Annotated in this window: 10 protein-coding genes and 1 pseudogene; 8 read left to right on the plus strand and 3 right to left on the minus strand. The window is 69.6% G+C overall.

What is annotated here, in order from left to right; translation table 11 throughout:
• Both FXF68_RS35900 and dnaK read right to left on the minus strand, forming a co-directional pair.
• Positions 1 to 579, minus strand: coding sequence for a nucleotide exchange factor GrpE (locus tag FXF68_RS35900; RefSeq protein ID WP_148767284.1), 579 nt, complete (start codon positions 577 to 579; stop codon positions 1 to 3).
• A complete protein-coding gene (dnaK, locus tag FXF68_RS35905; RefSeq protein ID WP_148767285.1) occupies positions 548 to 2,425 on the minus strand; it encodes a molecular chaperone DnaK in 1,878 nt (625 codons plus the stop codon). The genes FXF68_RS35900 and dnaK overlap by 32 nt, the downstream gene beginning before the upstream one ends.
• Positions 2,426 to 2,774: 349 nt before the next feature.
• Between dnaK and FXF68_RS35910 the strand changes: the two genes are divergently transcribed.
• The 7 genes and pseudogenes from FXF68_RS35910 to FXF68_RS35940 all read left to right on the plus strand — a co-directional run bounded on the left by FXF68_RS35910 (position 2,775) and on the right by FXF68_RS35940 (position 11,146).
• The gene (locus FXF68_RS35910) at positions 2,775 to 3,224 is read left to right on the plus strand and encodes a DUF1931 family protein (protein WP_148767286.1); all 450 of its coding nucleotides are present in this window, start codon (positions 2,775 to 2,777) and stop codon (positions 3,222 to 3,224) included.
• Between the two features lie 132 nt (positions 3,225 to 3,356).
• On the plus strand, positions 3,357 to 6,149 hold the full coding sequence (locus FXF68_RS35915; RefSeq protein WP_148767287.1) for a LuxR C-terminal-related transcriptional regulator: 2,793 nt from the start codon (positions 3,357 to 3,359) through the stop codon (positions 6,147 to 6,149).
• A 278-nt stretch (positions 6,150 to 6,427) separates the two neighbouring features.
• A pseudogene (locus FXF68_RS44850) lies at positions 6,428 to 6,748 on the plus strand (Hsp20 family protein); the annotation flags it as partial.
• On the plus strand, positions 6,696 to 8,324 hold the full coding sequence (locus tag FXF68_RS35925) for an FAD-dependent oxidoreductase (protein ID WP_148767288.1): 1,629 nt from the start codon (positions 6,696 to 6,698) through the stop codon (positions 8,322 to 8,324). The pseudogene FXF68_RS44850 and the gene FXF68_RS35925, both read left to right, overlap by 53 nt.
• 19 nt (positions 8,325 to 8,343) lie before the next feature.
• Positions 8,344 to 9,672 carry an FUSC family protein gene (locus FXF68_RS35930; RefSeq protein WP_148767289.1) on the plus strand — a complete coding sequence of 443 codons (1,329 nt, stop codon included), beginning with the start codon at positions 8,344 to 8,346 and terminating at the stop codon, positions 9,670 to 9,672.
• Positions 9,673 to 9,917: 245 nt separating this feature from the next.
• Positions 9,918 to 10,547 carry a ClpP family protease gene (locus FXF68_RS35935; RefSeq protein WP_148767290.1) on the plus strand — a complete coding sequence of 210 codons (630 nt, stop codon included), beginning with the start codon at positions 9,918 to 9,920 and terminating at the stop codon, positions 10,545 to 10,547.
• Positions 10,544 to 11,146, plus strand: a complete 603-nt coding sequence (locus FXF68_RS35940) for a ClpP family protease (RefSeq protein WP_148767291.1) — start codon at positions 10,544 to 10,546, stop codon at positions 11,144 to 11,146. The genes FXF68_RS35935 and FXF68_RS35940 overlap by 4 nt, the downstream gene beginning before the upstream one ends.
• An 8-nt stretch (positions 11,147 to 11,154) precedes the next feature.
• Here the strand turns inward: FXF68_RS35940 and FXF68_RS35945 are convergent, their stop codons facing one another.
• Complete coding sequence (locus FXF68_RS35945) at positions 11,155 to 11,520, minus strand: helix-turn-helix domain-containing protein (protein WP_148767292.1); 366 nt, start codon at positions 11,518 to 11,520, stop codon at positions 11,155 to 11,157.
• 480 nt (positions 11,521 to 12,000) lie between these two features.
• Here FXF68_RS35945 and FXF68_RS35950 point away from each other — a divergent pair, with 480 nt between their 5' ends.
• Positions 12,001 to 14,259, plus strand: a complete 2,259-nt coding sequence (locus FXF68_RS35950) for an Orn/Lys/Arg family decarboxylase (protein ID WP_246179122.1) — start codon at positions 12,001 to 12,003, stop codon at positions 14,257 to 14,259.
• The last annotated feature ends 200 nt before the right edge of the window (positions 14,260 to 14,459 follow it).

The following is a 14,459-nucleotide window of genomic DNA, read 5'->3' on the forward strand; positions in this document are numbered from 1 at the left end:
TCACCCGGCCTCGGCCGACACCGACACCAGCGCCGGACGCAGCTGGTTCTCGTCGTCGCCGTAGCCCGGCTGGTGCACTTCGACCACGGTGCCCGGCGGAACGTCGGGGTCGGGGCGCACGGCGACCGCCGAGTGCCGGGCCGGGTCGAACGGGACCCCCAGGTCTTCGCGACGCGGGTAACCGAGATCGCGCAACGTCGCCACGGCCCGGTCCCGGACGCTGCGAACGCCCTCGACGACGCTGGCCGGGTCGGACTCGGCGTGCTGGAGAGCGCGTTCGAGGTCGTCGAGAACCGGTAGCCACGCCGCGGTGGCCTCGGCCCGCTGGGCACGGCGCTGCGTCTCCACTTCGCGCGTCATGCGCTTGCGCAGGTTGTCGAGATCGGCGAGTGCGCGCCGCCGCAGGTCCTCGAGTTCTTCGACCCGCGCCCTGAGCCGTTCGACCTCGCCGGAATCCCGGCCCGCGGCCTCGGCGGGCCCTTCCCGCTCGGGCCCCTGCTCGGGGTGGTCGGGTGGCCGATCCTCGCCGGCCGACTGCCCGGTCCGCTCAGTCCGTCGTGAATTCGGCGTCGATGACATCCTCGTCCGAGCCTTCCGTCGTGGCCCCAGCGGGACGCTCGCCCGCGCCCGCTCCGGTGGTCGTTCCCAGGCCGTGCAGGATCTGCTGGAGTTCGGAGGTGAGCGTGCGCAGCCGGTCCAGCGGCGCCTCCTCCTTGATGGCCTGCCGGGCGTCCTCGATCAGCCCCTCGGCCCGCGCCTTCTCATGCACGGGCACCCTGTCACCGAGTTCGCCGAGCCGGTGTTCGACCTGGTAGACGGCCGAGTCCAGCTCGTTGCGCGCGTCGACCTGCGCGCGCAGCCGGGCGTCCTCCTGCCGGTTCCGCTCGGCATCGGCGATCATGCGCTCGACCTCGCTCTCGTCGAGGTTCGAACTCTGGCTGATCGTGATGCGCTGTTCGGCGCCGGTGTCCTTGTCGCGCGCGGAGACGTTGAGGAGGCCGTTGGCGTCGATGTCGAACGTCACCTCGATCTGCGGCTCGCCGCGCGGCGCGGGCCGGATGTTCTCCAGCCGGAAGCGGCCGAGCACCCGGTTGTCGGCGGCCCGTTCCCGTTCACCCTGCAGGACCACGATGTCGACCGCGTTCTGGTTGTCCTCGGCGGTACTGAACGTTTCGGTGCGGCGGGCGGGAATGGTCGTGTTCCGCTCGATGATCTTGGTCATCACGCCGCCCATGGTCTCCACGCCGAGCGACAGGGGCGTGACGTCGAGGAGCAGGACGTCCTTGACCTCGCCCTTGAGGACGCCGGCCTGGATCGCCGCGCCCAGCGCCACGACCTCGTCGGGATTGACCGACATGTTGGGGTCCTTGCCGCCGGTCAGCCTGCGGACGAGGCTCTGCACGGCGGGGATCCGGGTGGACCCGCCGACCATGATGACCTCGTCGACGTCGTCGGCGGCGACCTTGGCATCGCTCATCGCCCGTTCCACCGGGCCGACGCAGCGCTCGATCAGGTCTGCGGTGATCTGCTCGAACGTGGAGCGCATCAGCGAGGTGTTCAGGTGTTTCGGGCCGCTTGCGTCCGCGGTGATGAACGGCAGGCTGATCTGTGTCTGGGTCACGGAGGACAGTTCGACCTTGGCCTTCTCGGCGGCCTCGAACAGTCGCTGCAGGGCCTGGGGGTCCGCGCGGAGGTCGATCCCGTTCTCCCGCTGGAACTCGTCGGCGAGGTGATCGACGATCCGCCGGTCGAAGTCATCGCCGCCGAGATGGCCGTCACCGGAGGTGGCGCGGACCTCCACCACGTCATCACCGATGCTCAGGAGGCTGACGTCGAACGTGCCGCCGCCGAGGTCGAACACCAGGACGGTCTCGTTGGTCTTCTTGTCGAGGCCGTAGGCCAGTGCCGCCGCCGTGGGCTCGTTGATGATGCGCAGGACCTCAAGCCCGGCGATCTTCCCCGCGTCGCTGGTGGCGTGCCGCTGGGCGTCGTTGAAGTAGGCGGGCACGGTGATGACCGCCTCGGTGACCTTCTCCCCGAGCGATTTTCCGGCGTCGTCCACCAGCTTGCGCAGCACCAGCGCCGAGATCTCCTCCGGCGCGTACTGCTTGCCGTGTACGTCGAAGCGTGCCGTCCCGTCGGGACCGGCGACCACGTCGAAGGAGACCGCGTCCTTCTCGGTCTCGACCTCGTCGTAGTGTCGCCCGATGAAGCGCTTCGCCGAGGTGATGGTGCCCTTCGGATTCAGGATCGCCTGCCGCCGGGCCAGTTGCCCTACCAGCCTTTCCCCCTGTTCGGTGAAGGCCACCACCGACGGGGTCGTCCGTGCCCCTTCCGCGTTGGGGATGACCCGGGGCTCACCGCCTTCGGTCACCGCGATGACCGAGTTGGTGGTGCCGAGGTCTATGCCGACTGCTTTGGCCATCAGGTTCCCTCCGATGGTTCTCACCGGCCACTGCGGTGAGATGGCGTGCGCCGCTGCCGAAGATGGCAACGCCTTCGTGATCGAGGTTGCGTCACCAGGTGATCTGCCACATCCACTGACCGTGTAGGTCTGTGGTCGGCCCCAACCGCGGTGCGTCCGTGAACTCACCGCGGACGCGAGGCAGCCCGGCGGGCGGGCACGCAGGCCGAACACCCGACCGGCCCGGACGCACTGTCTCGTCGCACCGGACCGGCCCTACAAGACCTGACGATGTGACGATCCGCGCGAGCGGGAAAGCTGCAAGGGACCTTCTTCCCTCTGTGCAGGAGACGACAGGCGAGGTGGCTGCATGGCTGTGATGGGAATCAGCAGGTTCGAGCGCTTCTTCAAAGCGGCCGGCGGGCTGGACGTCGACAAGAGCGATCTGCGGCGGTACCACGAGTTCCTGGATGCCAAGTTGTACGACCTGCTCCTCATAGGACAGGCGAAGGCGAAGGCGAACGGGCGCGACGTCATCGAGCCGTTCGACCTGCCGATCACGAAGGGCCTCCAGGAGAGCATTCACCGGTTCCGCCGGCTGGACGAGGAGATCGAGATCGAGCCGATCCTGAAGTTGCTGGCCAGGCGCCCACCGCTGGACCTCGCGCTCAGCGACGTCACCGAAGAGAAACTCCCCGAGATCGCGGGCGGCCTGTCCCACGCGCTGTCGCAGGCCTTCAGGATCATGTACCCGGACCGGCGCAACCCGCAGACCACGCAGTGGGAAGGAGTCCAGCGGATCTTTGATTTGCTCTTGTGACCCGGACTGCTGCTTTGACCGGGCCCCGGCAATTGGCCTGCCTTTGCCGAATCTTGATCTGTGACGGGCAAAAAGGGGCCCGCGGCGTTGACGCTCGCGTATCGTTCCGGGCATTTGGGGCATGTTCCCGGTATGGATGGGGGGCCGCCGACGGGGGGCGCGACCTTCGGTCGCCAAGGGGAACAGGCGAGCATCGACGAGTTGCTGACGCGCGTCGACGGCCCGAGGGTCATGCTCGTCGAGGGGGAGCCCGGCATCGGGCGGACCAGGCTGCTTGCCGAGGCCACGAGAACGGCCGGCAGGGGAGGCTTCGCGGTGGTCGCCGACCCGGCCCCCGAGTTGCGTCGGCCCGCGTTTCTGGAGCTGTTGCTGTCGGTGCTCGACGAGCCCGGCCCGGATCCGCCGTCGGTCGGGGAACAGGACCGGTCGGCCGAACGGCTGCGGGCCGCCCTGGAGCGGCGGGCCCGCACCACCTCGCTGCTGGTCGTGCTGGACGACCTCGAACGGGCCGACCCCGCTACGATCCTCGCGCTGCGGACGCTGCCGCTCTGGCTGGCGTCGTCTCCCGTTCGCTGGATCCTCGCCCGCCGCACCGGGTCCGGTGGCGGCGAGCTCGACCGGCTGTTCCTCCGGCTGCGGATGGCCGGCGCGGTCCTGGTCCAGCTCCGCCCCCTTTCGGGTGAGGCGGTCTCCGACCTGGCCACCGCCGCTCTGGGGGCGCGACCGGACCCTGACCTGCTCGTGCTCGCGGACCGGGCGGGCGGCAATCCACTGCTGCTTCTCGAGCTGATGAACGGTCTGCGCGACGAGGGCGGGGTGACGATCTCCCGCGGCCGCGCCCACCTCGTCACTCCCCGGCTTCCGGAGCGGGTCCGCATCGCCGTCCAGGACCAGCTGGACGATCTGGATCCGGCGGCTCGGCGGCTCCTCGAGGTCGCGGCGATGCTGGGGGCCGCGTTCCACCCACTGGTCGCCGCCGACCTGCTCGGCTTCACCCCCGCCGAATTGCTGCCGGATCTGGAGGCGATACTGGCCACCGGGCTGCTGACCGTGCATGAGGACGCTCTGGCGTTCCGGCACGACGTGGTGCGCGAATCGATCATCGCGAATATTCCCGGTCCCGTCCGGCAGGCGCTGCACGTCCAGATCGGTAGGACGCTGCTGGAGCACGGCGGCCGGGTGCGGGCCGCGGCGTCCCATCTCATGGCGGGGGCGGTCCCGGGCGTCCCGGAGATCCTCCCGAACCTGGACCAGGCGAGCGCGGAGATGCTCGACACCCACCCGGCGGTCGCAGCGGAGTTGATCCGCCGGGCGCTCGACCTCACCGAGCTCGCCGACCCGCGTTGGTTCGCGCGCACGATGACGGCGATGCGCGCGCTCGTCGCCGCCGGTGACCTGATCGGAGCCGCGGAACTCGCGGAGGCCGCGCTCGACCACTGCGCCTCCGGGCCGTCCACCGCCGAACTGCTGACCTCGCTGTCCTTCGTCCTGGTGCCGATGGGTCAGGCCGCCAGGGCGTCCGACACGGCCAGGGCGGTACTGGGCATGCCGAATCTGCCTGACGCGATGCGCGACCGCGCTGATCTCGCCCTCCTGCAGGCCGAGGTCGGGCTGCCCGAGAGCGCAGGCGTACCGGACCGGGCCAGAGCGATCGTCAAGGCGGGTGCCGAGCCCGGCCGGGGCCTTGCGTCCGGGGCGCTCACCGTCCTCGCGCTGAACGGCTGGGACGAGGGCGAGCTGAACGGCGCGCTCGACCTCGCGCGGACCGGCGTGCGGCAGGCGTCCAACGACGGCGATTGCCGGCTCCATCCGGGCCTGGTCTTGGCCGCGTTGCTGGTGGACGTCAGGCTCTTGGACGAGGCGCGGCGGACGATGGCGCTGGGGACCGGCGGGGCCGATGGGATCGGGCGGGACGGCTGGGCCGCCGGACCGGCGATCGTGCGATCACGCATCGAGCTCGCCGAGGGGCGCCCGGGGGAGGCGATCCGCGAGGCGAGGGCGGCTCTGGAGGCGGCCGACGCGGTCGGCGCGCACCTGCTGGGCGCCTCCGCCCGGTCCGCGCTGTCCGTCGCGGCGCTGCGCTCGGGGGATCTCGAGACGGCCGAGCACGCCCTCGGCCGAGAGAACGCGGGCGGGCCCGCACCTCCCCCCTTCGACCTGGCGCGAAGCGAGCTGATCCGGGCGCAGGTCACCGAGGCGCGCGACGGGCCGCGGGCCGCCATGGCCGGGGTGAGCCGGCTCCTCGACGGCCTGGCGGAGCACAACCGGGCGCTGATCTGCGATCCGACCGCGGCGGCCTGGCTGGTCCGGACGGCGGTCGCGGCGGGTGAGACCGGACCGGCCGAGACGGCCGTCGCGGCGGCCGTCCGGCTCGCCGACATGAACCCGGGGCTGCCCAGCCTGGCCGCCGCCGCCGCGCACGCCCGAGGGCTGCTGCACGGCGATCCGGACCTGTTGCGACACGCGGCCGCGGATCACGCCGACCGCTGGGCGTGCGCCTCCGCCTACGAGGACCTCGGCATGCTGCTGGGCGGACTGGACGGCCCGCGCGGTCAGACGATCCAGTGGTTCGACGAGGCCCTCTCCCGCTACGTCTCGGCGGGCTCCGAGCGGGACGCGGCCCGGATCCGGGGGCGCCTGCGGCGGATGGGGGAACGCCGCCGGCACTGGACACAGCGCGACCGGCCGGCGACCGGCTGGGCGAGCCTCACCGGGACCGAGCAGCGCATCTCCGGGCTTGTCGCCCAAGGGCTCACCAACCAGCGCGTCGCCGATCAGCTGTTCGTCAGCGCCCATACCGTCGCGTTCCACCTGCGGCAGATCTTCCGCAAACTCGACGTCCGTTCGCGCGTCGAGCTGGCTCGGCAGGTCCTCGAACATTCCGAGGACCGTCCCGACGGGCGTTCCAAGGAGCAATCCGACTGACGAGGACTTCGACAAGGAGGCCGCCGACGTCCTCGGCCTTCGCCGCGAAGCGGTGGGGGAGCAGCCCGAGAAGGTGCGCACGCTCTACTCCCAAGGAAGGTGAGCGCCGAAGCCCTGAGGGCCGTGGACGGCTGGCTCGATCCCGGGGACCGCGACGTCCGGGAAGTCGGCCGACCGGAAGCCGAGCCGCCCAGACCTGTCAACTCTGAGGATGCGCCGCTCCGGCCGGGCGGGCAACGTCCCATTTAGGGAACGCCCAACGAAGGGATCACAGTAGTGGGCTGCGGCATCGCAGGCAGCGGCGCACCGGCCGGTCCGAGTACCGCGTGTGCCTGCCCGGTGACATCGACTCTGAGCGGGTCGACGCGGGCCTCAGCGACGGCGTGCTCACCGTCACGGTCCCCGAGGCCACGACCGAAAGGGATCGCCACATCGGGGTGGCAGACCGGGCGCCGAAGCTGCGGGAGCGCTTCGCCGTACGTGCCGTTCCCACGTTGCTGCTGATGCGTGACGGGAAGGCGATCGACCAGAGAGCGGGCGCCGTACATGCTGGTCCGCTCAGGACCCGGGTGGAGGAAGCATTTGGAAGAGACACTTGATCTGTACGGCGCTTACCCCCGGCTCGACTGGGAGCAGATCGGGCTGGTCGCGGCATACGGGGAACGACGCCCGACCCGCCGTGGCGATGTTCTCTTCTCGGAAGGGGACCGCGATTACGACTTCTTCCTGATCCTGGCCGGCACGGTGGGGATGCTGGACAAGGGCGAGGTCATCCACGTGCACGGTTCGAGACGCTTCCTCGGCGAGGTGGGCCTGCTGGTAGGTCAGCCCACGTTCCTCACAGCCCGCGTCATCGAGCCTGGCGAGGTGATCGCCGTGCCGACCGAGCGGCTGCGCGAGCTGGCCTACCGTGAACCCTGGTTCGGTGACCTCGTCCTGCGCGCGTTCCTCATCCGCCGCTCCCTGCTCATCGAGCTCGGCGCCGGGCTGCGAATCATCGGCTCGCGTTTCTCTCCCCGCTGCCGGCGCCTGCGCGACTTCGCCGCGCGCAACCGTCTGCCGCACCGATGGATCGACGTCGAGGACGATGAGGACGCCGAATCGCTGCTCAGGGCACTCGGCGTCCCGGCGTCGCAGACACCAGTCGTGATTCTGAACGGGGAGCGGGTGCTGCGCAATCCGGGGGACGACGAACTCCCACGGCTGCTCGGGCTGCCACCACCGGCACCCGCCTCCTCGGCGTACGACATGCTCGTCATCGGCGCGGGCCCGGCCGGGTTGGCCGCGGCCGTGTACGGCTCCTCGGAGGGCCTGGACACGGTGCTCGTCGATTCCATCGCCACCGGAGGTCAGGCCGGCACGTCATCCAAGATCGAGAACTACCTCGGTTTCCCCGCCGGCGTCTCGGGCGCCGAGTTGACCGATCGGGCGCTCATCCAGGCTGAGAAGTTCGGGGCGAAGGTCCACGTCCCCGGCGACGTCACGGGACTGCGGCCGGGCAACGGCCGGTACACCGTCGACCTCGGCGGAGGCGGGGAGCTGTCGGCCCGCACCGTCGTCATCGCGACCGGTGCCCGGTATCGCCGACTGGACGTCCCGCACCTGGACGACTTCGACGGCGCCGGGGTGTACTTCGCGGCGACCCAGGTTGAGGCGATGCAGTGCCGGCGCGCGCCGGTGGCCATCGTCGGCGGCGGTAACTCGGCAGGTCAGGCGGCCATGTTCCTGGCCCGGCACGCCACACGCGTGCTGCTCTTCGTCCGTGGTGCGGAGCTCGGTGAGAACATGTCGCGCTACCTCATCGACCGGATCGAGCGCTGCCCCGAGATCGAGGTGTTCCTGCGCACGGAGATCCGAGAAGTGCACGGACACGATCATCTGGAGGAGGTTCTCGCGGAGAACAACCGGACCGGTGAGGTCCGCCGATTCGAGGTGCGCGCATTGTTCGTCTTCATCGGAGCCGACCCTTGTGTCGACTGGTTGCCGAGCACGGTCGCACTCGATGACAAGGGATACGTGCTCACCGGCGGCTCTCAGGCCCTGCCGCTGGAGACCAGCCTGCCCGGCGTGCTGGCCGCCGGTGACGTGCGGAGCGGTTCGATCAAGCGCGTCGCTTCGGCGGTGGGGGAGGGGGCGATGGCCGTCCGCATGGCGTTCGCGCGCCTGAACCGATGACCGGCTGTGAGGGCCCGAGATGAGCGGCAACCGGCAGATGCGTGCGGCCGCCGACGCCGTCGTCACGCGGGTGGGGCTGAGGGGGCTGCGTGTGCAGCCTACGGCGATCGTGATCGCCCGCCTCGCCGTGACGGCGGTTCTTTCCTTCCAACTCGCGTCATGGCTGCCCGGCACCAGCCCAAGGCCCATACTCGCCCCTCTGACCGCAATTCTCGTCGTCCAAGTAACGCTGTACCAGACCATTCACCATGTCTGGCAACGCGTCGTCAGCGTCGTGGTCGGCGTGCTGGTCGCGGCACTGCTGTCCAGCCTGGTGGGATTCAGTTGGTGGAGCCTCAGCCTTGCCATCACGGCTGCGCTGATCTGCGGATTCGTCCTGCGGCTCGGCAACTACACCCTTGAGGTGCCGATCAGCGCCATGCTCATCCTGTCCCTCGAAAACGGCGCCGCGGCCGAGGGGCGGATCGTGGAGACCCTCGTCGGCGCGCTCACCGGCCTGATCACCGGGATCCTGACCTCGCCCGTCAAGATCCAGGCGGCAGAGGAGGCTTTAGAGGGCCTGAGCGGCACCCTGGCACGGCACCTCCACGACATCGCCGAAGCGGTGGAGAAACGCCCTGAGCCACGCACATTTGACAGGTTGCTCTTTCAGGCCCGCTCCCTCAGCCGGCAAGTCCACCGCGTGGACGGCGAACTTGTACAGGCCGAAGAAAGCATTCGACTCAACCCGCAGGGGGTCGGAATGCTGCGGGCAATGGTGGCACTGCGGGAGACCTTGGCCGCACTGGAACACTGCGGGATCACCATCCGCGGCCTCGCACGCTGCCTGGCCGACCACGCCAACGAGCCCGAGCAGGAGCGCGAGGACCCCCTGTCCAAGAGCGACACTCGCAGCCGGCTGGCCGCGACCATCGGACACCTGGCTTTGGCGATGAGCACCTACGGGCGAATGCGCCGCCAGCAGTTCGCCACAGGAACCACTGACCTCGAGGACCCACTCGCCTACCATCTAAACGCCGCGCGCGTAGAGCGCGTCAATCTGGCCGAGATGTTGCGGGCCGACAGCCCTGACTGGCCGCTCCATGGTGAGCTCCTCGTTCATCTCGACCGTTTGAGAACTGAACTGGAGTCCGGGCGACGGATGCGAATGGAAGGTCGCCCGAATCGCCGATTGCGCGTTCCCAAGCCTTCCACGTCCGCCACCCTCAGCCCGATCCGGCGGCGAACCGACCTACGCCGAGCACGTAGGCATTCCCGACCTCGCACCACGCGAACGCAGTTCCCACCATTACATCGACCTCTTCCGACGGTCCGAGAATTCGCCAGTTGGCCAGGCCGGCACGACTAGCCCGCGACTGCGAACCCCGCCCCCATCTCAGGTCGACGGCTCCGCCCGTCCCGAGCGGCGGCCATGGTGGCGGCGGGCCTGGCGGTGTGGGCCGCGACCCGCCGCCAGGCCCGCCGCCGTGCTCGCGAGACGCTTTCGACGACGGCGGCCGCCTGACGGGGGTGTAGGGGCTCTGCTGCTCTGAGCAGATCTGCCGCCGGCAGATCTGGCTGTGACCGGTGCGCGCCTGGACGCAGAGTTGAAGCATGAGCGAAGAGGAGAAGGTACCGGTATTCAACGAGCGAGTGCGGCGTGAGCTTTATCAGCAACGCGTCCTGGTGCTGGACGGCCCGCTCGACGACGACAACGGCACGCTTCTGGCAACGCAACTGATCACTCTGGCGAGGGAGGACTCCTCGACCGAAATCGCGCTGTGGATCCATTCCCCTGGCGGGTCGGTTCCGTCGATGCTCGCCATTCGCGACGTCATGCGCCTTATCCCGTGCGACGTTTCAACGATGGTGCTGGGCATCGCCTACAGCGCCGGCCAGTTTCTGCTGTCGTCCGGGACCCGCGGAAAGCGCCGCGCCATGCCGCACGCCCGCGTGCTGATGCACCAGGGCTCCGCCGGAATCGCCGGCGCCGCCGTCGACATCGAACTGCAGGCCAACGACCTGCGCCACACTCGCGACACCGTCCTCGGGCTCATCGCCGAGGACACCGGGCAACCCGTCGAGCGCGTCTTCGAGGACTCCCTGCACGACCGCTGGTACACGGCGCAGGAAGCACTCGAATACGGCTTCATCGACGCGATCGTCGGCGCCTTCGACGAGGTCGTGCCGACCAGCCATCGCACCATCGGACTCGGCGTCCCTTCCGAAGGAGCCGCCCGATGAGCTCTTACACGATTCCGAACGTCATCGCGCAGCACCCTCGCGGTGAACGGATAATGGACGTCTATTCGCACCTTCTGACGGAGCGGATCATCTATCTCGGCACCGCCATCGACGCGGGGGTCGCGAACGCTCTCGTCGCGCAGTTGCTGTACCTGGAGGCCGACAGCCCCGACCGCGACATCCAGTTGTACATCAACTGCGAAGGCGGCGACCCCAGCGCGATGCTGGCCGTTTATGACACGTTGCGCTATATCCGCCCGCAGGTCGCGACGACCTGCGTGGGACAGGCGGTCGCCGTCGGCGCCGTGCTCCTCGCCGCGGGCGCTCCCGGCAAGCGTGCCGCGCTGCCGCACACCCGCGTCGTCCTGCACCAACCGGTCGGGCAGAGCCGCGGCGCGATTCCCGACCTCATCCTTCAGGCGGACGAGGTCGTCCGCGTGCGCGCGGACATTGAGCACATCCTTTCCCGGCACACCGGGCAGGACACCGCGACGCTGCGCGCCGACACGGACCGCGACCGCGTGTTCACCGCGAAGACGGCCCTGGACTACGGCCTCATCGACCAGGTGATCGAGGAGAAGCAGCCCTTCACCGCGTAGAAGCCGCTCTATGCGGCCAGAGCGTAGGCGGCCCGGCAGGTCGCGCCCATCGGAGCGGTTCCGGTCGGCGCGGCCAGCAGGGTCGTCGCGACCGCGAGCGCCAGGTCGGCGAGCGTCGTCTCCAGGGCGCCGGCGACCGCGGCGATCATCTCGCTCGACGGCTCCTTGACGCCGCGCTCCATCTCGGAGAGGTACTGCGGCGACACCCCGGCGCGGCGGGCGGTCTCGACCAGCGTCTCGCCGCGGTCGAGACGCCGGCGCCGCAGGCAACGGCCGAGCGCGTCGCGCCACAAAGGCTCCGCCTCCCGGCGCGCGGCGCCCCGCTCGTGCGGCTTCTCGTCGGTCGGCATGGGCGGTCGGACGGTCTCGGCCATGCGCACATCGTAAGACGGCACCGCCATCAGGTCCCATGCATTCCGCCGACCGCAGAACGGGGGCCCAGGCGTTTCGGCTGCTCGGCCTACGGACGCGCATATCCGCGCGGTGTCGCCGCTCGCACTGCTGCGGGTGTCGAGCCAGGTCACAAGTCCGACGATGACGCCCCACGTCCCGTCCACGCGGCAACGGCGTCCCCTCCGCCGGGGGACGCCCGGGATGCCACGCGAGTCGTCGACCCGCCCGGCGACAAGGCGCACGGCTGGGAACAGGCCCGACGGCACGAACGAGGTGGAAGCAGCGTCATGTTCTGGAGGCGGGCAGTCGCTTACCGACATGTGCTGCACTGGTAACGGAACGGTGACTCCCAGCTACCGATGCATCACTATTTGCCACTTCCTGCGGCTGTTACATTTCGCGTCAGGTTGGACGCGTTCTGTAGGCATTCGGTGACGCGTCTGTCGCGTGGAGGTGCTGTTGTGGAGAGAACAGTCCTGCTGGCCGTCGAAGAGCGGGCGGACGGGGACTCGGTGATCGCCGACCAGCTGCGCCGCCTCCGTATCGCGATGGACGCGCACGGGCTGGGGGTCCGCTGGACGCATCGCGGCGCCGACGCGCTCGGGGTGATCCGGTCGGATGCGATGCTGACCGCGGCGCTCGTCGCCTGGGGAGCGCCCGAGACGGAAGAGATCATGAAGGCGGTGACCAAGCGGTTCCACCGGCTGCCCGTATTCCTGCTGACCGTCGAGCACGAGCCGCGCGAGGTGCCGTTGTGGGTGTACGAGGTGATCGAGGGCTACGTCTTCCTGATGGAGGACACCCCGGACTTCATCGCCGGACGCATCGCGCACGCCGCCGACGAGTACGCGCAGCGGATACTTCCCCCGTTCTTCAGGGCGCTCCAGCAACTCGACGACCGGCACCGCTACTCCTGGCACACCCCCGCCCACGCCGGAGGCGTGGCGTTCCTGAAGTCGCCGGTGGGGAGGGCGTTCTTCGACTACTACGGCGAGCGGCTGCTGCGCACCGACCTGTCCATCTCGGTCCCCGAGCTGGGGTCGCCGCTCGACCACACGGGCCCGATCGGCGACGCCGAGCGCAACGCCGCCCGGGTCTTCGGCGCCGATCGGACATTCTTCGTGGTCAACGGCAACTCGACGGCCAACCGCATCGTCGGCCATCACGCCATCGCCCGCGACGAGCTGGTGCTGGTCGACCGCAACTGCCACAAGTCCGTCCAGCACGCCCTGGCCATCAGCGGCGCCCGTCCGGTGTACCTCGTTCCCGAACGCAACGGGCTCGGCCTGGCCGGTCCGATCCCGGCCGGAGCGCTGTCCGGACCCGCCGTGCGGGACCGGCTGGCCGGCCATCCGTTCACCGCCGGGGCCGTCAGATCCGATCCCGAGTACGCGGTCATCACCAACTCGACCTACGACGGCCTGTGCTACGACGCCGTCCAGGTGGCCGAACTGCTGGGAGCGTCCGTTCCACGCGTGCATTTCGACGAGGCGTGGTTCGCCTACGCCCGGTTCAACCCGCTTTACGAGCGCCGGTACGGCATGGCCGTCGGTGAACACACCATGCCGGACGAGACGCGTCCGACGGTGTTTGCCACCCAGTCCACGCACAAGCTGCTGGCCGCGCTGTCGCAGTCGTCCATGCTGCATGTCAGCCCGTCCCCGCGGGCACCGGTGGACTACGACCGGTTCAACGAGACCTTCCTGATGCACGCCAGCACGTCACCGCTCTACCCGATGATCGCGTCCCTGGACGTGGCGGCGGCGATGATGGACGGCCCGGCCGGCCCGTTCCTGACGACGGAGGCGATCGTCGAGGCCGTCCGCTTCCGGCAGGCGATGGTCCGCCTGGCCGCCCGCATCAGCGCCGAAGGCGCCCGTCCCGGCTGGTTCTTCGGCGTCTGGCAGCCCCCGCACGTCACCGACCCCCGGACCGGGGAGACCGTCCCCTTCCATGACGCCGATCCCGGAATGCTCTCCACCGAGCCCCGCTGCTGGACGCTGGAACCCGGCGCCGCCTGGCACGGGTTCGACGGCCTGGACGACGGCCACTGCATGCTCGACCCGATCAAGGTGACCATCACCTGCCCAGGTGCCGAAGCCGCCACAGGAACCGCCGAATGGGGGATCCCGGCCCGGATCGTGGCCGCCTATCTGGAGCGCCGCGGCATCGTCGTGGAGAAGACCGGCGATCACACCCTCCTGGTGCTGTTCTCGCTCGGCATCACGAAGGGCAAATGGGGCACCCTGATCGACGCGCTCATCGACTTCAAGCACGACTACGACGGCGACCTGCCACTCGCCGAGGTCATGCCCGGTTTCGGCCCGTCCGGGCCGACGCTCCGGCAACTCTGCGCCCAGACCCACGGCAGGCTCGGCGACTCAAGGTTCGACCTCCTCCTCGACCAGGTCTTCACCGACCTCCCCGAACCCGTCCGGACCCCGGCCGACTGCTACCAGGCCTTGATCCGCTCCAACACCGAACGCGTCCCGCTGGCGGACCTGCCGGGACGAGTCTGCGCCGCGACCGTCGTCGTCACTCCGCCCGGCATCCCCATGCTGATGCCGGGCGAGTCCATCGGCCCGGAGGACGGCCCGCTGATGCGCTACCTCCATGCCCTGGAAGACTTCGACCGCGCTTTCCCTTACCTGGGCACCGACATCCACGGAGCCCACCGCGACGCGACCGGCCACTACTGGATCGAATGCCTCACCATCTGACGTCACACCGTCCCCTGTCGGCCTTGCCGCGGACGGCTTAGCGGCCGGAAAGCCCGCCCTTTTCGTCGGCATAGCCCGGGAACGGCCAGCGCGGCCACGAAGAACGGGGCTCGGCGCGGACGCCAATTAATTGGGCCATTCATTCCCGTCGCAGTCCGGGTGTCAGCGAGGTCGGCAGGATCGTGCAAGAGCATGCGATC

This window comes from Actinomadura decatromicini, assembly GCF_008121305.1.
Lineage (GTDB): Bacteria > Actinomycetota > Actinomycetes > Streptosporangiales > Streptosporangiaceae > Spirillospora > Spirillospora syzygii.